At 69.8% G+C, this 23,547-nt stretch carries 21 protein-coding genes, 3 tRNA genes and 1 pseudogene; 13 read left to right on the top strand and 12 right to left on the bottom strand.

Going from position 1 to position 23,547, the window contains the following annotated elements; translation table 11 throughout:
• Positions 1-36 precede the first annotated feature (36 nt).
• Positions 37-780 (bottom strand): DNA/RNA non-specific endonuclease, encoded by a 744-nt coding sequence (locus BKK81_RS12375; RefSeq protein WP_071013302.1) that lies wholly within the window; start codon positions 778-780, stop codon positions 37-39.
• A gap of 352 nt (positions 781-1,132) precedes the next feature.
• Between BKK81_RS12375 and BKK81_RS12380 the strand changes: the two genes are divergently transcribed.
• Positions 1,133-1,429, top strand: a complete 297-nt coding sequence (locus BKK81_RS12380) for an ArsR/SmtB family transcription factor (RefSeq protein WP_071016412.1) — start codon at positions 1,133-1,135, stop codon at positions 1,427-1,429.
• 79 nt (positions 1,430-1,508) lie between these two features.
• On the top strand, positions 1,509-2,564 hold the full coding sequence (locus BKK81_RS12385) for an alkene reductase (RefSeq protein ID WP_071013304.1): 1,056 nt from the start codon (positions 1,509-1,511) through the stop codon (positions 2,562-2,564).
• Positions 2,565-2,709: 145 nt separating this feature from the next.
• On the opposite strand, the gene BKK81_RS35410 is transcribed toward BKK81_RS12385, so the two are convergent.
• Both BKK81_RS35410 and BKK81_RS12390 read right to left on the bottom strand, forming a co-directional pair.
• Positions 2,710-2,850: a hypothetical protein gene (locus BKK81_RS35410; RefSeq protein ID WP_156811272.1), complete on the bottom strand. Its 141-nt coding sequence runs from the start codon at positions 2,848-2,850 to the stop codon at positions 2,710-2,712.
• Between the two features lie 161 nt (positions 2,851-3,011).
• Entirely contained in the window at positions 3,012-3,938 is a 927-nt protein-coding gene (locus BKK81_RS12390) for a DMT family transporter (protein ID WP_071013306.1), read from the bottom strand.
• A gap of 170 nt (positions 3,939-4,108) precedes the next feature.
• Between BKK81_RS12390 and BKK81_RS12400 the strand changes: the two genes are divergently transcribed.
• On the top strand, positions 4,109-5,026 hold the full coding sequence (locus tag BKK81_RS12400; RefSeq protein WP_071013311.1) for a helix-turn-helix domain-containing protein: 918 nt from the start codon (positions 4,109-4,111) through the stop codon (positions 5,024-5,026).
• Between the two features lie 27 nt (positions 5,027-5,053).
• Here the strand turns inward: BKK81_RS12400 and BKK81_RS12405 are convergent, their stop codons facing one another.
• Both BKK81_RS12405 and BKK81_RS36025 read right to left on the bottom strand, forming a co-directional pair.
• Positions 5,054-5,635, bottom strand: coding sequence for a hypothetical protein (locus tag BKK81_RS12405; protein WP_071013314.1), 582 nt, complete (start codon positions 5,633-5,635; stop codon positions 5,054-5,056).
• 125 nt (positions 5,636-5,760) lie between these two features.
• The gene (locus BKK81_RS36025) at positions 5,761-6,621 is read right to left on the bottom strand and encodes a DMT family transporter (protein ID WP_071013316.1); all 861 of its coding nucleotides are present in this window, start codon (positions 6,619-6,621) and stop codon (positions 5,761-5,763) included.
• A gap of 186 nt (positions 6,622-6,807) precedes the next feature.
• Between BKK81_RS36025 and BKK81_RS12415 the strand changes: the two genes are divergently transcribed.
• Positions 6,808-8,244 carry an aminotransferase-like domain-containing protein gene (locus BKK81_RS12415; protein ID WP_071013319.1) on the top strand — a complete coding sequence of 479 codons (1,437 nt, stop codon included), beginning with the start codon at positions 6,808-6,810 and terminating at the stop codon, positions 8,242-8,244.
• Positions 8,245-8,259: 15 nt separating this feature from the next.
• Here BKK81_RS12415 and BKK81_RS12420 read toward each other — a convergent pair whose 3' ends face one another.
• Positions 8,260-8,637 carry a RidA family protein gene (locus tag BKK81_RS12420; RefSeq protein WP_071013322.1) on the bottom strand — a complete coding sequence of 126 codons (378 nt, stop codon included), beginning with the start codon at positions 8,635-8,637 and terminating at the stop codon, positions 8,260-8,262.
• Between the two features lie 202 nt (positions 8,638-8,839).
• Positions 8,840-9,760, bottom strand: coding sequence for a sterol desaturase family protein (locus BKK81_RS12425; RefSeq protein WP_071016414.1), 921 nt, complete (start codon positions 9,758-9,760; stop codon positions 8,840-8,842).
• On the opposite strand from BKK81_RS12425, the pseudogene BKK81_RS12430 reads away from it, so the two are divergent.
• Positions 9,707-10,960: pseudogene (locus BKK81_RS12430) on the top strand (ATP-binding protein); the annotation flags it as partial. The gene BKK81_RS12425 and the pseudogene BKK81_RS12430 overlap by 54 nt on opposite strands.
• A 90-nt stretch (positions 10,961-11,050) precedes the next feature.
• Here the strand turns inward: BKK81_RS12430 and ilvD are convergent.
• Positions 11,051-12,913, bottom strand: coding sequence for a dihydroxy-acid dehydratase (ilvD, locus tag BKK81_RS12435; RefSeq protein ID WP_071013325.1), 1,863 nt, complete (start codon positions 12,911-12,913; stop codon positions 11,051-11,053).
• Between the two features lie 162 nt (positions 12,914-13,075).
• On the opposite strand from ilvD, the gene BKK81_RS12440 reads away from it, so the two are divergent.
• From BKK81_RS12440 to BKK81_RS12450, 3 genes are all read left to right on the top strand, one after another.
• Positions 13,076-13,162: transfer RNA gene (locus BKK81_RS12440), tRNA-Leu, on the top strand.
• A gap of 478 nt (positions 13,163-13,640) precedes the next feature.
• Positions 13,641-13,727, top strand: a tRNA-Leu gene (locus tag BKK81_RS12445).
• Between the two features lie 322 nt (positions 13,728-14,049).
• Positions 14,050-14,136 (top strand) — tRNA-Leu (locus BKK81_RS12450).
• 169 nt (positions 14,137-14,305) lie between these two features.
• On the opposite strand, the gene BKK81_RS12455 is transcribed toward BKK81_RS12450, so the two are convergent.
• Positions 14,306-15,325 carry a sensor domain-containing diguanylate cyclase gene (locus BKK81_RS12455; protein WP_157903217.1) on the bottom strand — a complete coding sequence of 340 codons (1,020 nt, stop codon included), beginning with the start codon at positions 15,323-15,325 and terminating at the stop codon, positions 14,306-14,308.
• Positions 15,326-15,551: 226 nt separating this feature from the next.
• Here BKK81_RS12455 and BKK81_RS12460 point away from each other — a divergent pair, with 226 nt between their 5' ends.
• A complete protein-coding gene (locus BKK81_RS12460) occupies positions 15,552-15,809 on the top strand; it encodes a hypothetical protein (protein WP_071016418.1) in 258 nt (85 codons plus the stop codon).
• A gap of 338 nt (positions 15,810-16,147) precedes the next feature.
• Here BKK81_RS12460 and BKK81_RS12465 read toward each other — a convergent pair whose 3' ends face one another.
• Complete coding sequence (locus tag BKK81_RS12465; protein ID WP_071013327.1) at positions 16,148-17,740, bottom strand: histidine kinase N-terminal 7TM domain-containing protein; 1,593 nt, start codon at positions 17,738-17,740, stop codon at positions 16,148-16,150.
• A 199-nt stretch (positions 17,741-17,939) separates the two neighbouring features.
• Between BKK81_RS12465 and serB the strand changes: the two genes are divergently transcribed.
• The 4 genes from serB to BKK81_RS12485 all read left to right on the top strand — a co-directional run bounded on the left by serB (position 17,940) and on the right by BKK81_RS12485 (position 21,286).
• Positions 17,940-18,794, top strand: a complete 855-nt coding sequence (gene serB, locus BKK81_RS12470) for a phosphoserine phosphatase SerB (protein ID WP_071013330.1) — start codon at positions 17,940-17,942, stop codon at positions 18,792-18,794.
• A 232-nt stretch (positions 18,795-19,026) separates the two neighbouring features.
• The gene (locus BKK81_RS12475; RefSeq protein ID WP_071016420.1) at positions 19,027-19,350 is read left to right on the top strand and encodes a hypothetical protein; all 324 of its coding nucleotides are present in this window, start codon (positions 19,027-19,029) and stop codon (positions 19,348-19,350) included.
• A gap of 8 nt (positions 19,351-19,358) precedes the next feature.
• Positions 19,359-19,634 (top strand): hypothetical protein, encoded by a 276-nt coding sequence (locus BKK81_RS12480; protein WP_418235859.1) that lies wholly within the window; start codon positions 19,359-19,361, stop codon positions 19,632-19,634.
• A complete protein-coding gene (locus BKK81_RS12485; protein WP_071013335.1) occupies positions 19,631-21,286 on the top strand; it encodes a PepSY-associated TM helix domain-containing protein in 1,656 nt (551 codons plus the stop codon). Before BKK81_RS12480 ends, BKK81_RS12485 begins: the two co-directional genes overlap by 4 nt.
• A gap of 60 nt (positions 21,287-21,346) precedes the next feature.
• On the opposite strand, the gene BKK81_RS12490 is transcribed toward BKK81_RS12485, so the two are convergent.
• A complete protein-coding gene (locus tag BKK81_RS12490; protein WP_071016423.1) occupies positions 21,347-22,552 on the bottom strand; it encodes a cystathionine beta-lyase in 1,206 nt (401 codons plus the stop codon).
• Positions 22,553-22,846: 294 nt separating this feature from the next.
• A complete protein-coding gene (locus BKK81_RS12495; RefSeq protein ID WP_231907919.1) occupies positions 22,847-23,545 on the bottom strand; it encodes a hypothetical protein in 699 nt (232 codons plus the stop codon).
• Positions 23,546-23,547 lie beyond the last annotated feature (2 nt).

Consider the following 23,547-nt stretch of genomic DNA (forward strand, 5'->3'; position numbering starts at 1 on the left):
ACGGGCAGCGGCGCAAACCCGCGTGCCCGCCCCGCCTCACTCCGTCAGCGTGACGCCAGGCAGGAACTCGATGCCGGTGCGCTTGACCAGTTCCTGGTAGCTGATGGGACGGCCTGCGCGCGCCGAATCGGTGTTCTCGATCCAATGCGCCCAGGCGCGGTGGTTCGACGGATCGTAGACGAGCTTGAAGAGGTATTGCGGCACCCATACCTGGCCCGGGCCGATGGTGCTCGGCGTGCTGCCGTAGACCGGCCCGGTGATCACGTAGATGTCGCCCTTGGCGCGTCGCGCGTACTTGCGCGTCGCCTGCTCGATACCGGCCCAGCTGCGGCGGTTGTTCTGGGGCGCCTGCGGCACCATATTGGCCAGCGAGAAGCTCTGTGCCATCGCAGTGGCGCTGGGCATGTCGCCGGCCGGTGCCATGTGGCCGCGGTCGTAGCCCGACCCCTTGTAGTCGTCCAGCTCCGCGCGTTCAGCGCGAGGCAGGCGCGCATCGGCGAAGAAGCGGTTGGTGCGCTGCTCGTCCTGGGCGTCCTCTACCTGCGCCGCGTTGATCCGCTCCGCCACGTAGACGGGCGTCTTGGTGGTGCCGGAATGCAGGATCGCGAAAGAGTCGAAGCACAGCGCGCGCGGCTTCAGGTTCTGGGCCTTGTGAAGCTGGGGAACCGCGCCTTGGGCGAAGAACTGCTGGCAGCCGGCGAAATCGGCGGCGGCGTGAGCGGCCGTGGTGATGCCGAGAAACAAGGCGGTCGATGCGGCCAGCCTGAAAATACGATGCATGAATTCCTTCCTGAAATGCTGGATTGCCCTTCCCGACTGGTAGAAAGGGGCCGGAAGGATAACATTCGTGCCCGCGGCAGGTGACCTTGTTTCAACTCGTAACGGGAATCAGCAAATTCTGAGTTGGCCGGCTCCGACGCGATGCCGCCCGGCGCGCCGGCGAACCATTCGTTGCTCCGCGGAACCCAGCCCCCACACCATCGACAGGGTCATTCAAACGCATCGAGCAGGCCCGATCGATGCATCGTATATTTCCGATATCAATTTGGAGATTCCCCGATTCATGGTTCGCAAGACAGCGAAGCAGAGAGCGAAGCAAGCGGCGCCGGAGGCAACCGGCGATACGCCAGCGCTGGACGTGGATACGATCCACAAGGCGCTGGCCAATCCGGTGCGGCGCAATATCCTGGCGTGGCTGCGCACGCCGGAAGCGTATTTCTCGGCGCAGGAATATCCGCTCGACCTCGGTGTCTGCGCGGGGCTGATCGATGCGCACGCCGGACTGTCGCAGTCCACCGTATCCGCCCACCTGGCCACCCTGCAGCGCGCCGGCCTGATCCGCGCCAGGCGCATCGGCCAATGGGTCTTCTTCAAACGGGACGAGGCCACCATCCAGGCCTTCCTCGACCAGCTTCACCAGGAGCTTTGAGCCGCACAGGCCGCGCCGACGGCGAGCCGCCGCGAACGCGACCGTGCCTTTCCCCTCCCCAACCGCAAGGCGGACAACCATGCCCACTCTTTTCGATCCCCTCCGACTCGGCGATCTCGAATTGCCCAACCGCGTCATCATGGCGCCGCTCACGCGCTCGCGCGCGGTGGGCGGCCAGCGCGTGCCCAATGCCCTGATGGCGCAGTACTACGTGCAGCGTGCATCGGCCGGCCTGATCCTGTCGGAGGCCACCGCCGTCACGCCGCAGGGCGTCGGCTATGCCGATACCCCCGGCATCTGGAGCGACGAGCAGGTCGCCGGCTGGAAGCAGGTGACCGACGCCGTGCACGCGGCCGGCGGCCGCATCTTCCTGCAACTCTGGCACGTGGGCCGCATCTCCGACCCCGTGTTCCTCGACGGCGACCTGCCGGTGGCGCCGAGCGCCATCGCCGCCCAGGGCAACGTCAGCCTGGTCCGGCCCAAGCGCCCCTACGTCACGCCGCGCGCGCTGGAAACCGAGGAGATCGCTGGGGTGGTGGCGGCCTTCCGGCATGGCGCCGAGAACGCCAGGAAGGCAGGTTTCGACGGCGTGGAAGTGCATGCCGCCAACGGCTACCTGATCGACCAGTTCCTGCAGGACTCCACCAACCATCGCACCGATGCCTACGGCGGCCCGATCGAGAATCGCGCGCGCCTGCTGCTGGAGATCACCGATGCCTGCATCGAGGTGTGGGGCGCGGGCCGCGTCGGCGTCCACCTGGCACCGCGCGGCGACGCGCACGACATGGGCGACTCCGACCCCGCCGCCACCTTCGGCTACGTCGCACGCGAGCTCGGCAAGCGCGGCATCGCCTTTCTGTGCGCGCGCGAAGCGCTCGGCGAGAACCGCCTCGGGCCGGCGCTGAAGGCAGCCTTTGGCGGCGTCTACATCGCCAACGAGAAGATGACCAGGCAGAGCGCCGCACAGGTGCTGGCCGCCGGCGAAGCGGATGCCGTGGCCTTCGGCCAGCTCTTCATCGCCAACCCCGACCTGCCGCGCCGCCTGCATCTGAACGCGGAGTTGAATGTGCCGCGCCCGGAGACCTACTACCATCCGGGTGCCGAAGGCTACGTCGACTACCCGGCCCTGGCCTGAAACGATACCTGGCCCGCGTTCCAGGTCCGCACAGCAGGTCCGCACAGCAGGTCCGCATGGAAGGCCCGCCTCGCATCGGCGAGGCGTCCGGCCGGCTGGCCGCGTCGCACGAGGCCGGCGACACCCGCCGGGGTGGCGCCGGCCGCTAACGGCCGCTTTCGTCGTCGAGCGGCAGGATGGCATCGTCCTCCCAGCGGCTGACAGCATTGACCAACCGGTACTGGGCGAGAAAAAACAGGATCAGGGCCAGCAGCGCCAGGCCGGCCAGAACGAAGCGATGCCACATGGCTGTTTCCCCATAGGGATCCGTTGTCGGTGCATGCATGAGGGACGGCCGGCAGGCAATGCAAGCGCTCCCTCTTGCCTGGCTCAAGGCTATGCCAGTCTCCATACAGGCCGCGTGAAGATCGCGGCGCTCCCGATCAAAATGCGGTAAAGCCCGCGCCGCTAGCCCGGACGCCGCGCGCCGGCTGCACCGTGCTGACGCGCGCGCCCGGCCAGCAGCCGTCCCGCCAGCCCGAACGCCACCAGGTTGCCGGCCACCACCAGCACCAGGCCCGCCACGGCCAGCGCCGACCAGCGGTAGTCCTCGAACACGGTCGAGGCCGCGAGCGCCACGATCGGGAACAGCACCGTGCAGTAGGCCGCACGCTCCGGCCCGATCCGTCCCACCAGGGTCAGGTAGGCGGTGAAGCCGATCACCGAGCCGGGCACGGCCAAGTAGAGCAGCGCGCCGAGGTAGAGCGGGCCGGTATCCGGCCGGAAGGAAAGCCCGGCCAGCCAGGCGCCGGCGCTCAGCACCGCGGCACCGATCAACATGGCCCAGGCATTGGTCACCAGCGGATGCAGGCCCATCGCCTGCATCCGGCTCGACTGCAGGTTGCCGGTCGAGAAGCACAGGGTCCCGGCGAAGGCCACCGCCAGCCCCTGCCACAGGGCGTGGTCGGCCGCATGCCCCGCCATCTGCTGGTAGAACAGGCAAGCGATGCCGGTCAGCCCCAGCAGCGCGCCGAGGATGGCCTGGCCCTGCAGCGGGCGCCCCATGAACAGGCGGCCGTTGATGGCATTGAGCAGCGGCGCGGTGGAGAACACCACGGCCACCAGGCCGCTCGGCACCACCTGCTCGGCATAGTAGAAGCACAGGAAGTTCAGGCAGAACAAGGTCACCCCCTGTGCGGCGAGAATGCGCCACGCCGCGCGCGGCACACGCACGCTGCGCCGCGTCAGGCGCAGCAGCAGGAACAGCACCGCTGCCGCCAGCCAGAAGCGCCAGGCAATCGACACCGGCGGCGGTACCACGCCGAGTTGCCATTTGATCGCGATCCAGGTGGTGCCCCAGATCAGTACCGTCAGGATGTAGAGGAAGAGATTCATCGCAGGGGGAACAGGAAGGCCGGGCAAGGCCGGGGAAAGCCGCCGGAGCTGCCGCCCCCGGCCTTGTCGATCATGCTGCCGCTTTCCTTGCCGGGGCCATTGTCCAGAATTGCGGTCTTTTCCCGCCGGCAGCCGCGCGGGCGGCGCTTGCGCTTATACTGGCCCGCATCATGCGCCATCGCCCCACCGTTCCCGCCCGCACCGACGCCGGGATCCCCTTCGGCCTGCAGTCGGTCTGCCGCACGCTCAGCGAGGCCAATGCCACGCTCGAGCGCTTCGCCTGGCTCGGCGACGGGCTGGCGATCGCCGAATGGACGCGCATCACCGAAGAGACCGAGACCTCGTACGAGCAGCCGGGCCACCACACGCTGTCCTGCTACCTGGACGGCGGCTACCGCACCGAGCGCCAGAAAGTACCCGGCTTCGGCGCCCCGAGCCGGCTGTGCGCGCTGCCGAGCGACCACGAATCGCGCTGGTGGGTACGAGGCGAGATGCACTTCCTGCACCTGTATTTCCTGCCCGAGCATTTCACCCGGCGCGCGGTGCAGGAACTGGACCGCGAACCACGCGAACTGACGCTGGCCGACCGCACCTACTTCGAGGACGCACGCATCGACGCGCTGTGCCGCGCGCTGCTGCGCGAGCGCTGGGACGATGCCGACGGCAGGCTGCGCGTCAACGAAGCCGCGCATGAGGTACTGAGCCAGCTGCTGCGCGGCCAGAGCGTCAACCGCGCCGGACTGCGGCCGCGCGGCGGCCTGTCGCCGGCGGTACGGCGGCGCCTGCGCGAATACATCGAAGCCCATCTCACCCAGCCGCTCACGGTGGGGGAACTGGCCGACCTGGCCGCGCTGTCCGAATACCATTTCACGCGCATGTTCCGCCTGTCCTTCGGCAGTGCGCCCCATGCCTGGGTGGCCGAGCAGCGGCTGGCCAGGGCGCGCGCGCTGCTCAAGACCACCGCGCTGCCGCTGGCGCAGGTTGCGGCGCAATGCGGCTACGCCAACGCGGCCCACCTGAGCCACCGCTTCCGCGACGCGCACGGCGCGCCGCCGAATGCGTACCGGCTGGCGCTGCAGGCAAGCTGAACGGCCGAGGCCGGGGCCGGCCCTGCTTCAGCGCACCGCCCGCGCCGCCTCCCACAGGTCCCGGCCGCCCAGGCCCGCATGCCAGGCGCGGAACTGTGCACGCCAGCCCTGGAAGGGCTCGCCCAGCACGGGGCGCGGGTCGCCGCTGAGGTCGTAGGCCATGCCTTCGATCAGCCATCCGGGCCCGGTCGCAACGGCCACGTTGCCCAGCGTCTCCGCCTGCCGGTAGTGGATCAGTTCATGCGCGACGTAGTAGGACTGCCAGCCGCGCGGTGCCACCGCCAGGCCGAAGTCGCCCACCGCCGCCGCCGCGCGCCGGCCCAGGCCGAAGGTGTCGGCGCAGGCCTGCGTCGAGCAGAACACGAGGCGGGGCCGGCCGTGGAAAGGGCCCACGGCCGCGGTGGCGGTGGCATAGCCCTGCGCGTAGAGTTGCTGCGCCTCGGCCAGCCGCCCCACGTCGTCCATGCAGAGATCCGCGCGCGGACATTGGACGCCCGGCATCCACCCGGGCACCGCTGCGCGCAGCGGCTTGACGAAGGCCAGCGCGGCCAGCGGCATGACGATGGCCAGGATCGGCAGGGCGGCGAGCGCAAGCTTGAGTTTTCGCATCGGTCAGGGGTCGGCAGGGGATTGCGGAAAAGTATGGGAAGGCGCAGGAGGGCATTGTAGCGAGCGGCACCGGCCTTGCGCACCGGTCCGTGTGTACCGACCGGCGCGGACGCCGGGCGCAGCCCTCAGGCGAACCGCTTCGCTCCGGCCACGCACAGCACCACCACCGCCGTCGCCGCCACCATGGTCCACGCGACCGGCTCATGCAGCAGCCAGGCGGCCAGCATCAGGCCGAACAGCGGTTGCAGCAGTTGCAGTTGCCCGACGCCGGCGATACCGCCCAGCGCCAGCCCGCGGTACCAGAAGATGAAGCCCACCAGCATGCTGAACACCGAGACATAGGCCAGCCCGGTCCAGGCGCCGCCGCCGATGCCCTGCCAGGTGGCCGGCAGCGTGAACAAGGCCAGTGCCGCCATCAGCGGCAGCGCCAGCAGCAGCGACCAGGAAATGACCTGCCAGCCGCCGAGGCGGCGCGACAGCACGCCGCCTTCGGCATAACCCAGCCCGCACAGCACGATGGCCGCCACCATCAGCAGGTCGCCGGCCGACGAGCCGCCGCTGCCTTGATGCAGCGAAAAGCCAGCCACGGTGGCGGCGCCCAGGCCCGAGAACAGCCAGAACACCGGGCTTGGCCGCTCGCCGCCGCGCAGCACGCCGAACAGCGCGGTGGACAGCGGCAGCAGGCCGATAAAGACAATGGAGCGTGCCGAGGTGATGTGCTGCAGCGCCAGCGCCGTCAGCAGCGGGAAGCCCACCACCACGCCCAGGGCGATCACCGCCAGCGGGACGAGGTCGCGCCGCGCCGGCCGCGCCTGGCGCAGCGCCGCCAGGAACACGGCGCCGAGCAAGGCGGCGATGACGGCCCGCGCCGAGGTCAGGAAGAGCGGCGAGAAGCCGCCCACGGCGACCCGCGTCGCCGGCAGCGAGCCACTGAAGATCAACACGCCCAGCAGTCCGCTGCCCCACCCTTTTGCCATCGTTGCCATCTCTCCGCTCTCTCCGTCCCGGCGTCCGCACTCATCCTTCAAGCACACGATGCTAGGCCCTCCTATCTGGCCTGGGCAGAGACAGTCCAATACAATCCGAAAGAACTGTATGGATATGCGCTGCCACACACTTTGCAGTGCGGCGGCACAGCGACGCGGCAGCATCGCGCACGGGGCACGACGGCAATGACGGCAATCACCACCGCCACGAGCAGGCAAGGCGACACGCAGGACGAGGCTGGCACGCGGACCGGCAAGGTCATGGCGGCCATCCGCGCCAAGGTGGCGAGCCGCGCGCTGGCCACCGGCGACCGCCTGCCGTCGATCCGGCGCTTCGCCGCGGCCCAGGGCGTTTCACCTTCGACGGTGGTGGAGGCCTATGACCGACTCGCCGCCGAGGGCCTGATCCGGGCCCGGCGCGGCTCCGGCTTCTATGTTGCCGCCACCGTACCGGCGCCGATGGCACTGGCGGCGGAGCCGGCCCGTGAACATGCAGTGGATCCGTTCTGGGTCTCGCGCCAGTCGCTCGATGCCGATCCGGCCGTGCTGAAACCCGGCTGCGGCTGGCTGCCCGAGGACTGGATGCCGCACGCCGCGCTGCGCCGCGCCTTGCGCGCGCTGGCACGCGCTGAGCCCGCGCTGCTCGCCGACTACGGCAGCACGCGTGGATCGCTGGCACTGCGCCGGCTGCTGCTGGGCCGCTTCGCCGAGGAAGGCCTGGAGGCCGCGCCCGCGCAGCTCCTGCTGACCGGCTCGGGCACGCAGGCCATCGACCTGATCTGCCGCTTCCTGCTGCAGCCCGGCGATACGGTCCTGGTCGACGATCCCTGCTATTTCAACTTCCAGGCGCTGCTGCGCGCGCACCAGGCCCGCGTCGTCGGCGTACCCTACACCCCGTCCGGTCCCGATGTGACGGCCTTCGAAACGGTGCTCGCCTCGGAGCAGCCACGCCTCTACCTGACCAACTCCGCGCTGCATAACCCGACCGGCGCCTCGCTCTCGCCGCAGACCGCCCACCGCGTGCTGCGCGCGGCGGCCGCGCATGGCCTGACCATCGTCGAGGACGACATCTTCGCCGACTTCGAGCCCGAGCCTTCGCCGCGCCTGGCGGTGCTGGACGGTCTGGAGCGCGTGATCCGCATCGGCAGTTTCTCCAAGACGCTGTCCGCCTCGGTGCGCTGCGGCTATATCGCCGCCCGTGCCGACTGGATCGAAGGACTGGTCGACCTGCAGGTGGCCACCAGCTTCGGCGGTGCGAGCCCGGTGGCGACCGAACTGGTCGGGCAGGTGCTGGCCGGCGGCGGCTACCGCAAGCATATGGAAGCACTGCGGCGGCGGCTCTCGCAGGCGCGGCGCGACATCGCCGCGCGGCTCGCGCCGCTGGGCATCGATCCCTGGCTGATGCCGCGCGGCGGCTTCTACCTCTGGTGCCGCCTGCCGGACGGCCTGGACTCCACCGTGCTGGCCCGCCTGGCGCTGGCCGATGGCGTGGTGCTGGCGCCGGGCAATGTGTTCAGCGTGTCGCAGTCGGCCGCCTCCTTCCTGCGCATCAACGTGGCGCAGTCGGGCGACCCGCGCGCGCCGGAGACGCTGCGGCGCGTGATGGCGGCGGCGCGAAGCTGAGCCGGATCGGTCCGGCTAATCGAACACGGCCATACACTCGATCTCCACGCGCGCCCCCAGCGCCAGCCCGCTCGCGCCCAGCGCGCTGCGCGCCGGATAGGGCGCCTGGAAGAATTCCTTGTAGACCTCGTTGAAGGCCTGCCACTCGGCGATGTCGGCCAGCATGATGGTGCACTTGGCGACGCGCTGCAAGGACAGGCCGTGGGCTTCCAGCGCGACGCGCACATTCATCAGCGCCTGCCTGGCCTCCTCGCGGATGCCGCCGGGCACCAGGCGCGTGGTGCCCGGCACGATGCCCATCTGGCCGGACAGCAGCAGCCACTGGCCAACCCGCACACCTTCGGAGAACGGCAGCCCCGCCGGGAGGATCTTGCCGGAGTTCAGGAATTCCATGTCGTACCCTCCAATGAGCGGCGGCCGGCGCCCGGGCCGGGCGCCGCCATCCGCACCGAGGTCGAGAACGGCACCAAGGCGAAAGGCGCGGTGCCCTGCGCACCGCGCCTGCTCGGCGCCCGACCTTGAGTGTAGGAAAAGCCGGCACGCTTGGCGTGCCCGTCAGCAAGTCCGTGGAACACCTCCTCTTACCCGGCCCGCCTTACCGAGCCGGGCTGCCGGTGGCTGCCGGCGACTGCGCGATGCGGCTCTGGCGGCGCAGGTTCTCGGTGGTGCCACCACTGCCGTCGGCACGCCAGCCCGGCGGCATCAACACGTAGCGCAGCGCGTCCCACGGATTGCCGGCCGCAGCCATGTCGCGCGCCAGGCTGATCCAGTGCTCGAACTGGTTGCGCAGCGGGTTGCGGGTATGCGACGGCGTCACCAGGCCGTAGCGGCAGGGCTCGTCGGCACGTTCCTCGACATAGGTGCCGAACAGGCGGTCGAACACGATCAGCACGCCGCCGTAGTTGGCATCCAGGTAGTCGACGTTGGAAGCATGGTGCACGCGGTGCGCCGACGGCGTGTTGAAGACGTATTCGAACCAGCCGAGCCTGGATATCCAGGTGTTGTGCAGCCAGAACTGATACATCAGGTTCAGGCTGACGGTGGCCAGCACGACCTCGGGACGCACACCCAGCAGCACCAGCGGCGTGAAGAAGACAGCGGTGCCGGAGAGCTTGCCGGTCCAGCCGAGCCGGAAGGCCGAGGACAGCGATAACTGGTTGGGCGAGTGTTGGACCGCATGCGTGGCCCAGAAGAAGCGCACGCGGTGCGAGGCACGGTGGTACCAGCAGTAGCAGAACTCCTGCCCGAGGAAGAGCGGCAGCACCGTCAGCGCGCTGTCGAGCGGAACCGTGTAGAAGCGGTGCTCCCAGGCGAAGTGGAAGACCGGCGCGGCCAGCGACAGCGGTAACAGGGCCAGCAGCTTGCGGCCGGCCAGGTCGGCCAGCGAGAGCCAGGCCTCCGACCAGTCGAACGGCTTGCCGCCGCGACGGCTCCGCCAGGTAAGGACGGCGGCCTCGATCAGCTGGCGGTACTGCTGCGCTTCGTGCAGCGTCCCCGGCTGGAACGCGCCGCCGATATCTTCGCGGGCTACGTCGAGACCCTCGACGCAATGCTCGCCGCCATGCCCGCCGGCGCTGCCGCCGCCACCGCCGCCGGCCTCGGCGCACAGCCGCAGGCGCCGCCGGCCGCGGCGCCGCAGCCCACGCCCAGCCCGCTGCGCTTGCTCCGCGACTACCAGCGCGACGTCTTTCTCGACGTGCTGCAGCGCCGCCTGCCGCCGGAACTGCTGGTGCGCTGGCAGGACAACGGCGACGAGCGCGTATGGATACGCCTGCGCCACGCCGGCCCCGCCGGCGCTCCCGCCTGGCTGCCCCTGCCCGTGATCGAGGACGCACGCGCCGGCGGCCTGACCGCCACCGTGCTGATGTCGGCTGTGCTGGCCCTGCTGGCCGCATTGACCGGCTATTGGCTGCAGCGGCACATCAACCGCCCGCTGCAGGAACTGGCGCATGCCGCGCGCCTGCTCAGCGCTGGCCAGGCGCCGGTCGCGCTGCCCACCGACGGGCCGACCGAGATCGCCCAGGTCAGCACCGCCTTCAACCAGATGACGCAGGCCCTGCAGCAGGCCGAGGCCACGCGCTCGCTGATGCTGGCCGGCATCTCCCACGATATCCGCACGCCCCTGACCAAGCTGCGCCTGGCCATGGCGATGGCAATCCCGCGCGGTGCCGACGACAGCTTCGTCGCCGCGGTCGAGGGCTACCTGGACCAGATCGACACGATCCTGCAGCAGTTCATGGACTACGCCGGCAGCGGCGAGCGCGAGCCGCCGGAAACAGGCGACCTCAACGCCCTGGTCGGCCGCCTGGCTGCGGATTTCGCCGGCCTTGGCCACGAATTCGAGCTATCGCTTGGCGCCTTGCCGCCGCTGCCGTTCCGCCCCGTCAGCCTGATGCGCCTGCTGATGAACCTGATGCAGAACGCCATCGTCTACGGCAAGCACGGCCTGGCGGTGCGCACCTGGCGCGAAGGCGACAGGGCCTGCATCGCCATCTGCGACCGCGGCAGCGGCCTCAGCGCACCGGAACTGGAAGCCCTCAAGGCCCCCTTCAGCCGCGGCAGGAACGCGCAAGGCCACGCCGGCGGCACCGGGCTCGGCCTGGCCATCGTGGAGCGCATCGCACGTCTGCACGGTGGCACGCTGCACTTCCGCCCGCGCGCCGGCGGAGGGCTGGAGGCGGTGGTGGCGTTGCCGCTGCACGCGAGCGCTGCCTAGAAATACCGGCTGTGCCGAGGGGGGGCACGGTCTGGGACCGTGCCGGCTTTCCTTTTTTCACGCCCGGTCGCACCCGGGCGCAGGCGAGGCTCAGCCGCGCTTGAGCTGCGACAGGTCGCGCACCGCGCCGCGATCGGCCGAGGTGGCCAGCGCCGCGTAGGCCTGCAGCGCGGCCGAGACCACGCGCTCGCGGTGCTCCGGCTGCCAGGCGCGCGCGCCGCGCGCTTGCATGGCGGCGCGGCGGCTGGCCAGCTCCGCCTCGGAGACGTCGAGGTGGATCCGGCGCTTGGGGATGTCGATGTGGATGATGTCGCCATCGTTGACCAGCGCCACCGTGCCGCCTTCCGCCGCTTCCGGCGAGGCATGGCCGATCACCAGCCCCGAGGAGCCGCCCGAGAAGCGCCCGTCGGTGAACAGCGCGCAGGTCTTGCCCAGGCCCTTGGACTTCAGGTACGAGGTCGGGTACAGCATCTCCTGCATGCCGGGGCCGCCCTTGGGGCCTTCGTAGCGGATGATGACCACGTCGCCGGCCTGCACCTGGTCGCCCAGGATGCCGGCCACGGCGTCGTCCTGGCTCTCGAACACGCGCGCGCGGCCGCTGAACACCCACTGCGACTCATCCACGCCCGCGGTCTTGACGATGCAGCCCTTCTCGGCCAGGTTGCCGTACAGCACGGCCAGGCCGCCATCCTTGGAATACGCGTGCTCCTTGCTGCGGATGCAGCCGCGCTCGCGGTCGAGGTCCAGCGTGTCGAAGGTGGCTTCCTGGCTGAAGGCGACCTGGGTCGGGATGCCGCCCGGCGCGGCGCGGTAGAACTTGTGCGCGGCATCCTCGCCGCTGCCCGCCACGTCCCAGCGCGCGATCGCGGCGCCCAGCGTGCCGCTGTGCACGTTGCCGCAGCTGGGGTCGATCAGGTCGGCGCGCAGCAGCTCGCCGAGGATGCCGAGGATGCCGCCGGCGCGGTGCACGTCCTCGATGTGGTACTTGTCGGTGGCCGGCGCGGCCTTGCACAGGCAGGGCACCTTGCGCGAGATGCGGTCGATGTCGGACATGGTGAAGTCCACGCCCGCCTCCTGCGCCGCGGCCAGCAGGTGCAGCACGGTGTTGGTGGAGCCGCCCATGGCCACGTCCAGCGCCATGGCGTTCTCGAAGGCGCGCTTGGTGGCGATCTGGCGCGGCAGCACCGAGGCGTCTTCTTCCTGGTAGTAGCGGCGGCACAGGTCGACGATCAGGCGGCCGGCCTGCTCGAACAGGCCCTGGCGCCAGGCGTGCGTGGCCACGATGGTGCCGTTGCCCGGCAGCGCCAGGCCGATCGCCTCGGTCAGGCAGTTCATCGAGTTGGCGGTGAACATGCCGGAGCAGGAGCCGCAGGTGGGGCAGGCGCTGCGCTCGACTTCCTCGGCCTCGGCATCGCTGACCTTGGGGTCGGCGGCCTTGATCATGGCGTCGATCAGGTCGATCTTGGCGATCACCTGGCCATCGGTGGGCGACTTGATCTTGCCGGCCTCCATCGGGCCGCCGGAGACGAACACGACGGGGATGTTCAGGCGCATGGCGGCCATCAGCATGCCCGGGGTGATCTTGTCGCAGTTGGAGATGCAGACCATGGCATCGGCGCAGTGCGCGTTGACCATGTACTCGACCGAATCGGCGATCAGTTCGCGCGAGGGCAGCGAATAGAGCATGCCGCCGTGGCCCATGGCGATGCCGTCGTCGACCGCGATGGTGTTGAATTCCTTGGCCACGCCGCCGGCGGCTTCGATCTCGCGCGCCACCAGGGCGCCGAGGTCGCGCAGGTGCACGTGTCCCGGCACGAACTGGGTGAAGGAGTTGACCACGGCGATGATCGGCTTGCCGAAGTCGCCGTCCTTCATGCCGGTGGCGCGCCACAGGGCGCGCGCCCCGGCCATGTTGCGGCCATGGGTGGAGGTGCGGGAACGGTATTGCGGCATGATCTGTCTCGAACGTATGTTGTGGGGCGCAAAGCACGCAATTATAAAGCGCGGCATGGCGCCCTGGCCGGACAGCCACGCCCCGTCCGCCTGCCCGGCACGAAAAAGCCGGCCAAGGGGCTTGCAAAGCCCGTCCGCTTCGCTATAATTCGCGGCTTCCGCGCCCAGATGGCGGAATTGGTAGACGCACTAGGTTCAGGTCCTAGCGGTGGCAACACTGTGGAGGTTCGAGTCCTCTTCTGGGCACCATATTTGAAAGGCAGATGATCGCAAGATCATCTGCCTTTTTCATTTGCCCGCCCAGAAAGTCAGGTGCCTGCGCACCTGACGTGGGGACTCGAAGGGCCTGGCTTGCAAGCCAGGCCGGGGTCGCGCCAGTGTGACCGAGTCCTCTTCTGGGCACCATATTTGAAAGGCAGATGATCGCAAGATCATCTGCCTTTTTCATTTGTCCGCCCAGAAAGTCAGGTGCCTGCGCACCTGACGTGGGGACTCGAAGGGCCTGGCTTGCAAGCCAGGCCGGGGTCGCGCCAGTGTGACCGAGTCCTCTTCTGGGCACCATATTTGAAAGGCAGATGATCGCAAGATCGTCTGCCTTTTTCATTTGTCTGCCCAGACCAACCGCGCATTCCCCCACTCTTTCCTACCCACTGCGGGGCAGCGCCGCGAACCATGCGGCAAGGGGCTTGATCCACGCGGAGGATTCTGTATAATTCGCGGCTTCCGCGCCCAGATGGCGGAATTGGTAGACGCACTAGGTTCAGGTCCTAGCGGTGGCAACACTGTGGAGGTTCGAGTCCTCTTCTGGGCACCATATTTGAAAGGCAGATGATCGCAAGGTCATCTGCCTTTTTCATTTGTCCGCCCAGAAAGTCAGGTGCCTGCGCACCTGACGTGAGGACTCGAAGGGCCTGGCTTGCAAGCCAGGCCGGGGTCGCGCCAGTGTGACCGAGTCCTCTTCTGGGCACCATATTTGAAAGGCAGATGATCGCAAGATCGTCTGCCTTTTTCATTTGTCTGCCCAGACCAACCGCGCATTCCCCCACTCTTTCCTACCCACTTCGGGGCAGCGCCGCGAACCATGCGGCAAGGGGCTTGATCCACGCGGAGGATTCTGTATAATCCGCGGCTTCCGCGCCCAGATGGCGGAATTGGTAGACGCACTAGGTTCAGGTCCTAGCGGTGGCAACACTGTGGAGGTTCGAGTCCTCTTCTGGGCACCATATTTGAAAGGCAGATGATCGCAAGGTCATCTGCCTTTTTCATTTGTCTCATTTGTCCGCCCAGAAAGTCAGGTGCCTGCGCACCTGACGTGGGGACTCGAAGGGCCTGGCTTGCAAGCCAGGCCGGGGTCGCGCCAGTGTGACCGAGTCCTCGTCCGGGCACCGGAGGTTAGTGCGCGACCGCCCGCTTGCGCTGCCGCTTGACCTCATACATACGCATGTCGGCCTGCTTCAGCGCGCTTTCCGTGCTGAGGCCGATCGGATCGAGCGAGACCACGCCAACGCTGGCGCCATCGTATGCGAGCGCCTGGCCGCCCAGCACATAGTGCCCCGCGGTGGCCGCCGTAACGCGTGCCTGCAGCAGCCGCGCGGCACGTTCGGCCTCGCCCGCCTCCGGCGCCAGCTCCGGACCGACAAAGACGAATTCATCTCCGCCGATCCGGCTCAGCATGTCCATCACGCGCAGGCTCGAAGCCAGCCGGCGCGACACCTCCTGCAGGAATATGTCTCCCGCCTGGTGGCCATACCGGTCGTTGATCGCCTTGAAGCCATCGAGATCGATGCAGCCGACCAGCACCTTGGAACGTTCACGCACGGCCCGCGCCAGCAGACGCTGCAGTTCGTCTAGCAAGGCGCGGCGATTGGGCAGGCCGGTGAGGGCATCGGTCAAGGCATAGGCAGCCAGGCGCTCGTTGGCGGCGCTCAGGCGCGCCAGCAGCGCTTCGCGCTCGACGAAGTTGGCGACGATGCTGGAGAACAATTGCAGCACGGACTGCGCCGCCGGCGGCAGCGGCTGGCGGTCGGCAGATGCCGCACACAAGGTACCGAGCAACTCGCCATCCTCGGCCCGCACCGGTGCGCTGACATAGGTCTGGATGCCGAGCTGGCGCGCAGCCCCGGAGTCGCCCCAGCAGCCCGGCACATCGTCGGTGACCATCCTTCCCGCATCGAGCGCCCGCTTGCACAAGGTGTCCGCCCAGGGCACCGACAGTCCCTCGGGTATCGTCATGCTGCCCGTGTTGCGGGCGAACCGTACGTGCTGGACGTTCTCGACCAGATCGACCGACGTCAGGTACGTCGATTCCAGGCCGGTCACCTCGCCCAGCATTTCCAGCAAGGGCCGCGTCAGTTGTTCGATGGTCTTGGCTGCCGGCAGCGTCGCCGACAGCTGGCTGAGAATGGAATCCAAGATGAGAGCCTCTCGGCGTGGGTGGCGGTCAGTACGGGCCGGCAGCGGTGCCACGCCACCGCCGGCTCGCGGGGACACTCCCCGCGCAGCAGCTATGGTGCATGAAACGGCCGTTTGCCCGCCAACTTTAGCCGCAATGCCGGCCACGGAGCTGTCGCCGCCGGGGAGTCTACAATAGCGTTTCCCGGGCCCGCGCGGCCCGCCAGCGAGGAGTCCCCCCGTGAACATGCAGCGACTACCGGCCATCGCGCTGCTGGCCCTCGCCGCCCTGGCGTGCAGCCTGCCGGCGCAGGCCGGCGTGCACGAGGCAGCACACGACATCAAGGAAGGGACCAAGGAGGCCGTCCACAAGACCGGCGAAGCGGCGCGCGAGGCCGGCCACGGCATCGCGCACGCGACCAAGGCGGTCGGGCATGGCATCGCGCATGCCACGCGCGAGGGCGTCCACGCCGTCAAGCACGCCTTCCACAAGGATGAGCGATAGCGTGGCCACGGCCGGCATGAGCCGCACCGCCTGCACACCTTCCTGACGACCCGCTTCGGCCTGGTCGCCGATCCTGGAGCGCGCGGCGACGGCAGACCTGTTTTCTCGGCACGGTCGACTGGCGACCCGGCAGCTCGACCCGCATCCTGCGGGCGCAATGGCAGGCGGATCGTGTATTGCGCCTTCGCCTGTGCCCGTCCTCGGCCAACAACAACAGCGTGTTCGTGACGCTGCCGGCCAGAAGAGCTCATTCATGCCATCGGCAGCGCGATTGCGCTCTGGCACGCCGCAGCGGCGGCCAGCCGTGAGCGCCATGCCACCCAGCAAGCGGCGCAGGGCTACGACGTCGCGCCTTCGCCGTTCCTGACATCCATCACGAAGCGGTCGCGCCCTGCCCGCTTGGCGCGGTACATGGCCGCGTCGGCCTTCTGCACCAGGGCATCGAGCCGCGCCACCGCGGGCCGCTCGCAGGCAGCGCCCACGCTGATGGTGACGAAACGCTGGCCGGCGACGCCGCCGTGCGCCAGCCCGAGCGCACGCACCGCCAGCACCAGGCGCTCGCCCACCGCGCGCGTTTCCGCCGCCGTGCCGCCAGGCAGCACTACAGCGAATTCCTCGCCGCCCAGGCGCGCGCAGAAGCCGTCCGGCCGGGCGACGATGCCGGCGATCGCACCGGCCACCTGGCGCAGGCAGGCGTCGCCCGCGACGTGGCCATGCAGGTCGTTGTATGGCTTGAAGTTGTCGACATCGAGCACCAGCAGGCCGATCGAGGTGCCCTGCTCGCAGGCCTCGGCCACCGCGGCCTGCCCTTCACGCTCGAAATAGCGCCGGTTGAACAGGCTGGTCAGCACATCGTGTTCGAGATCCGCCGCCATGCGCGACAGGCGCTCCTCGGTGGCGCCAAGCCGCACGGTCAGGGCCAGTTCACGCGAGCGGTACTGGCTGACGTCGCGCAGGAAGGCGAGCGTGCCGACCACCTTGCCATCGAGGCGGCGCACCGTCTCCAGCGACACCTCGTACTCGGTCCCGGCTTCCGTGCGCGGTACCAGGCCCGGTGGCGTGCCATCGCCCGCCTGTGCCACCAGCACCGCCCATTCGGCCGGCACCGCCTCGCCCGGGCGCAGGGCTGGCAACATGCGCGCCGCGGCGGGGTTGAAATCGACGATGCGCAGGTCGGTGCTGACCACCACGCAGCCTTCGCGCAATGAATCGAACACGCGCAGCCGCGCGTAGTGGGCGATGTCGTCCAGGTGGGGGCGCAGCGCGCACAGCCACAGCAGCGCGCTCATCAGCGAGAAGGTGGCCGGAGTCAGGTCGCCGCCGAGCGGCCCGGTCCAGCGCAGCATGTAGGCCAGGTGGGCCAGCAGCGGCAGCACCAGGCTGCCGGCCAGCACCGCGCGCCCGGCCCGCGTCAGGCTGCCATTCGGCACGCGCGCGGTCAGCAGGAAATAGAGGCTGAAGAAGAGCAGGCCGTAGGTCCACGCGGCCGCCGCGAAGTAGGCGGGGCCATGCGAGAACACCGCCACCGGCAGCACGCCGCCGGGCGTGGTCGTGATAGCGCTCCAGATCAGGTGGTGCCGCTCGTTGGTGAAGACCAGGGCGAGCATCAGCAAGGCCACCAGCACCGGCACCGACAACAGCGACCAGCGGATGACGTGGCGCGGCCGGCTGATCTGCACCATGGCGCAGAGCCAGCCGATGGGCACCGCGGCGATGCCGAGGTACTGGAACTTGGCCCACCAGATGCGATCGGCCAGGTCGAGCGCGTTGACCTCCATCAGCCGGCCCCCGCTCCAGATCGCCGCGCCGGCCGTCAGCACCAGGAAGGACTTGACGGTGGGATCATCCCGGCGCGACCAGGCAGCCACGGCTACGCCAAGGCTGCCGACCACCGCGAAGGCGAGGCACAGGATGAGTATGTACGAGGGCATCCGACGAGACGATTATGCGGGGCAGCGCGCGGCCGAGCCGAGTCGGACGAATTATATGCGCGACCAGCGCCCCGCCGGCCGCCGGGGCGGAATGCCATGAATGCACGGCCAGGCATGGCATCGCCGGCTGCGCCGATTACAATATCGCCTTTGCCGCCGCACCCCGTGCGACCTGCGCGGCACCCGATCGCCGTCCGCCATGTCCCTGATCCTCCAAAGCCTCGCCCCGCTCGCCCCCGCCGATCTCGACGCCATCCGCTCCCTCGCCCAGGCTCCGGGCCTGTCGCTGCGCAGCGACACCGTGGCCGGCGCCGCAGACAGCGCGCCGCTCACGCCCGCGCTGCGCGAAGCGCTCGATACGTACTGCGGCCCGCGCGCCATCGACTGGGCCATCGTGCCGGACGGCCGCGCCCTGTCCGACTTCCGCCTGGTGGCGATGGACATGGACTCGACCCTGATCACCATCGAGTGCATCGATGAGATCGCCGACTTCTGCGGCCTCAAGGCCGAGGTCTCGGCCATCACCGAGGCGGCCATGCGCGGCGAGATCACCGACTTCAACGAGAGCCTGCGGCGCCGCGTCGCGCTGCTCAAGGGCCTCGACGCCAGCGTGCTCGACCGCGTCTACGACGAGCGCCTGCGCCTGTCGCCGGGCGCCGAACGGATGCTGCAGACGGTGCAGGCGCTCGGCCTGCGCACGTTGCTGGTCTCGGGCGGCTTCGTGCATTTCACCGAGAAGCTCAAGGCGCGGCTGCGGCTGGACTTCACCCGCGCCAATACGCTGGAAATCGTCGACGGCAAGCTGACCGGCCAGGTGGTCGGCGAGATCGTCAATGCGGACGTCAAGGCCCGCACGGTACAGGAAGTGTGCTCGGAGATCGGCGCGCAGCCCGGGCAGGCCATCGTCATGGGCGATGGCTCGAACGACCTGAAGATGATGGCGGTGGCCGGCCTCTCGGTCGCCTTCCGCGCCAAGCCGGTGGTGCGTGCGCAGGCCAGCGTCGCCTTCAACCACGTCGGCCTGGACGGACTGCTGCAGTTGTTCCCGCACTGAGCGGGACGCCGCCGGGGGGGCAACCGACCTCCCCGGCCCGGCCTACCTCCGCCCTGGCTTGCCGTACGCCGCGCTTCGCGGCTGTGCGCCGCCCCCCCTTCGCGCCCCCCCCTTCGCGCCACCCTTCCCCGCCCCTTCCCCCACCGTCCCTCCTCGTTCCCCTCGCGTTCACCTTGCATCATGAAATGCGAATCACTATCATTCCTATTTTTGGGAATTGGCTGATCCATTCATGCTCGCGCTTGCCGCCCTGTGCTGCCTCGCCGCGGCCTGCTGCCTCTACCTGGCGGCGCCGAACCAATTGCTGCTCCCCCCGTCCGCGAGCCCCGCTGCCGCGAGCAGGCGGCACCGCGCTGGGCTGGTCCTGGGCACGCTGCTGGCGCTGCTGGGACTGGTGCTGTGGCGGCAGGCCCTGGGCTGGCCCGCGGCGGTTTCGGCGACGCTGGTCGCCGTGCCTTGCAGTCTGAGCCTGTGCCCCTTCTTCGGTGCCTATGCTTTCAGCCGGCGCCAGCACGGCCTGCCGGCGCGCCGGGCGCATGCGGGAGGCCGGGCATGAGCGCCGGCATGGGAACGAAATGGCTGGCCGGCACGCTGCTCGGCCTGCCACTGGCCATCGCCGCCTGCGGCCTGGGCGCCAGGCTCACCCCCGGCGGCTGGGAGCGCGGAGCGGTGATCGCGGTGACGGCCTGCCTGCCCTTGTGGGTGGCCGTGATCTCGGCCAGCGTGCTGTTCCGCAGCAGCCGCGCCGCCTGGCTGTGGCTGCTGGCCGGCAACCTGCTCGCCTTCGGCGCGCTGGCGGTGGCCCGAACCTTCACCGCCATGGGAGGCACGGCATCATGAAGGCCGCCACCCTGCGCCTGTACCAGACCCTGCACACCTGGGTCGGCCTGATGGCCGGCTGGGCCCTGTTCATCGCCTTCTTCGCCGGCGCCCTCACGGTCTTCCACGAGGAACTGCACAGCTGGCAGAGCGTGCACCGTGCCCGGCATGCGGCCGCCGCGCCCGCCGGCGCCCCGGACGGCGCCAGCGTCGACCGCTTCGTGCAAGCGCTGGTGGCCAGCCATCCCGCGGCCGCCGCCAGCGTCTACGTGAGCCTGCCCACGGCCGGCGAGCCGGAGCTCTCGGCCTACTGGCAGGAAAAGAACGGCGCCTGGCAGTTCACGACCGCCAGCCGCCTGGCTGCCGGCAAGACCTCGCCTGCCGAGACGTCGCTCGAGCGCGTGCGCGGCGAACTGGCCAACTTCCTCAACTCCCTGCACTACTCGCTGGGCCTGTCGGACGCCGGCATGTACCTGATGGGGGCGATCAGCGTGCTGTACGGACTGGCCCTGGTGTCGGGCGTGCTGCTGCACCTGCCGCGCCTGAAGAAGGACCTGCTGGCGGTGCGTCCCGGGCGCAACCTGAAGCGCTTCTGGATGGACGCGCACAATGTGCTGGGCCTGTTCAGCCTGCCCTTCCACCTGGTCTTCGCCGTGACCGGCGCCATGTTCTGCCTGTCGATGGTGCTGGTGATGGCATTCGACACGCTGGCCTTCGACGGCAAGCTGATGCCGGCGGTGCCCCGCCTGACGGCGGCCGCCCCCGAGGTGGACAGCGCCGGCCGGCCAGCGCCGCTGCTGCCGGCCGCCACCCTGCTGGCCGCCGCGCGCGCAGGCGGCGGCACGGCCTTCACACCGACCTCGATCCGCTACCAGCGCATCGGCGACGCCAACGCGGTGGCCGAGGTGCGCGGCAACGCGGACGGCGCGCTGGGCAGCTATGGCTCGATCGCGCTGCACGCGGCGGCCGGGCAGCCGCGCAGCGGCCAGGTCATGGGCGACCAGACCCCGGCCGGCCGCGATACCAACCATGCGGTCTACAGCGCCATGTACGGCCTGCACTTCGGTACCTTCGGCGACGTCGCGCTGCGCTTCGTCTACCTGGTGGCCGGGCTGGCCGGGGCCTTCCTGTTCTATTCGGGCAACCTGCTGTGGATCGAGTCGCGCCGCAAGCAGCGCCAGGCCGTGCAGCCGCGTGTGCACAAGCTGCTGGCACAGGCCACCGTGGGCGTCTGCCTGGGCTGCTGCCTCGGCGTAGCGGCCGCCTTCAGCGGCGCCCTGCTATGGCCTGAGCGGCCGGCCGCTCAGGTCTACTTCCCGGTCTTCCTGGCCGCACTGGCCTGGTCGCTGCTGCGCCAGCCGGCGCGTGCGGCACTCGACCTGCTCTACGCGACCGTCGCCGCGACGGCGCTGATCCCGGTCTGCAGTGCGCTGGTGGCGGGCGATCCGTTCTGGCGCGCCGCCCAGCGCGGCGACTGGGCCGTGGCCGGCTTCGACATCGGCGCCCTGGCCATGGCCTGCGGCTTTGCCGCACTGGCCCATGCCACCCGCAAGCGTGCCCGCAGCGGCCCCTTGGACTCCGTCTGGGCCCTGCCCCCGGCCCGGCCGGACGGCGCGACAGGCGTGGCCGCCACGGCGCCGCCAGTCCTGCCCGGGCCGCCGCCACGCCACTGACGGCGCAAGGCGGCGCGGGGCCATACAGGCCCCACCGCCCCCGCTCATGCGCTCATGCGCTCATGCGCCCAGCTTGGTTTCCAGCGCGCGGCGCAGGTCGGCGATCAGGTCGCGCGTGTCCTCCAGCCCGATGTAGAGCCGCACCAGTTCGCCGGCATGCTGCCAGCCCTCCGGCGGCCAGCTGCCCGCCGGGCGCATCGACGGCACGTGGTAAGGCACGGCCAGGCTGTGCGCCCCACCCCACGACCAACCGATGGCAAAGCGCTCCAGCGCCTCTACGAAGGCGTCCACCTGCGCGCGCGTGTAGCGCTCGTGCAGCACGATGGCGAAGAGGCCGGTGGCGCCGCTGAAGTCGCGCCGCCAGAAGGCATGGCCCGGGCAGTCCTGCAATGCCGGATGGAGGACCTTGACCACCTCCGGCCGCTGGCTCAGCCATTCGGCCACCTCGCGTGCCGCGCGGTCATGCGCGGCCAGCCGCACCGGCAGGCTGGGCAAGGCGCGCAGCACCAGGAAGCAATCGTCGGCGGAAACACCCCAGCCCATCAGCATGCGGGTGCGCTTCAGGCGCGCGTGCAGCGCCTCGTCGCGGCTCAGCACCGCGCCCATCAGCACGTCGCTGCCGCCCGACTGGTACTTGGTCAGCGCCTGCACCGAGATATCGATCCCCTTGTCGAAAGGACGGAAGTACAGGCCCGCCGACCAGGTGTTGTCGATGGCCGTCAGCACGCCGCGCTCGCGCGCCGCCGCCACGATGGCCTCGCTGTCCGGCACCTCCATGGTCACCGAACCGGGCGACTCCATCCAGATCAGGCGCGTATTGGGCCGGATCAGGGCGGCGATGCCGGCACCGATCATCGGATCGTAGTAGCGCACCGTCACGCCGAAGTCGCGCGCCAGCCATTCGCCGTGCTCGCGGTTGGGTCCGTAGACGTTGTCGGGCACCAGCACGTCGTCGCCGCTGCGCAGCAGCGCGAAGTAGACCAGCGAGATGGCAGCCAGGCCCGACGGCAGCAGCAGCGTATCGCGTGCGCCCTCCAGCTTGGCGAGGTGCTGGCACAGTGCCTCGCTGGTCGGCGTGGCATGGAGGCCGTAGCGCCAGTAGGTGGTGCCGGCATCGCCGTGCGCACGCAGTTCGGCGAGATTGCGGAAGACCACGGTGGAGCCGCGCCAGGTGGGCGGCGAAAAGGAATCGAATCCCGGCGGGATCTGCAGGCCGGGCTGGACGGCGAGCGTCTGCGGATAGGCGCCGTCGTCATCGGACGGCACGGCGCTGGTGGACGGGTCGGTCGGGGTCTGGTCGGACACGGCGGCTTCCTTGTCTGGCGCACGCCCGCTTCGCCGCCCCGGCACGCATCGCGCCGCGCGGCGCCAGCGGGGGAACGGCGCCGCGGCGCGCCCGTTGCTCGATGCGCCTGCGCGGCGGACGCGCAGGCAATCCAAGAGTCCGGAGATCCGGGCGGATCCCCGGTCAGGTGATCGAAAAGGCTTCGAGCTTACCAGCAATCGCCGCGCCCTCCCACCCGTGGTGGTGGCGCGGCGCAGGATGACGAATCCGCGCGGCTAGCGCGGCGTGATCGACGACTTGGGCGGCGGCGGCGCGTAGGTGATGCCGCTGGACGGTCGCATGTCGAACGGCGGGATCACCAGCAGGCCCAGCGGCCGGATCATGAAGGGCAGCACGATGGCGGGATTGAGGGCGTCGGTCCAGGTGCCGCGCACTACGCCGGCCGCATCGATCTGCCCTTCCCAGTTGCCGGTGACGTGGGTGCCGTCATCCGACTCCTCCATCAGGAAGCCGCCGTTCTCGTATTCGCCCGCCAGCAGGCGCACGCCCGGCCGGTTGCCGAAAGCGTACTCGCCGTGCACGCTGTCGCGCTCGTCCGGCTTGGGACCGAGGCGCAGCCGTACCGGCTGGTCGCCGAGCGTGCCGGCGTAGACCGGCAGCCTGGCGTATTCGGGGCGCGGCGCCAGCGGCGCCGCCTGCCCGGTGGACAAGGTGGTGCCACGGCGCGACTCGCCGTCGCGGATGGCCTGGTTCAGGCCCAGCGCGCCGTCGACGGGTGCCGGCACCACCGGCATCGCGGTGCCGCCCGTCGACAATTCGGTGCCACCGGCGGCCAGGGCCGGCACGGCCGCCGCAAGTCCGGCACAGCACAGCAGCAGGGCCGGCAGCAGGCGGCCGGCGCGTCCGCGGCCCGCCGGCGCGGCCGGCTCGGCCCGGCCGGGGAACGTGCGCTGGCAGCCCATGCCGTGCCGCATGC

The sequence above is a fragment of the Cupriavidus sp. USMAHM13 genome, assembly GCF_001854285.1.
Lineage (GTDB): Bacteria > Pseudomonadota > Gammaproteobacteria > Burkholderiales > Burkholderiaceae > Cupriavidus > Cupriavidus malaysiensis.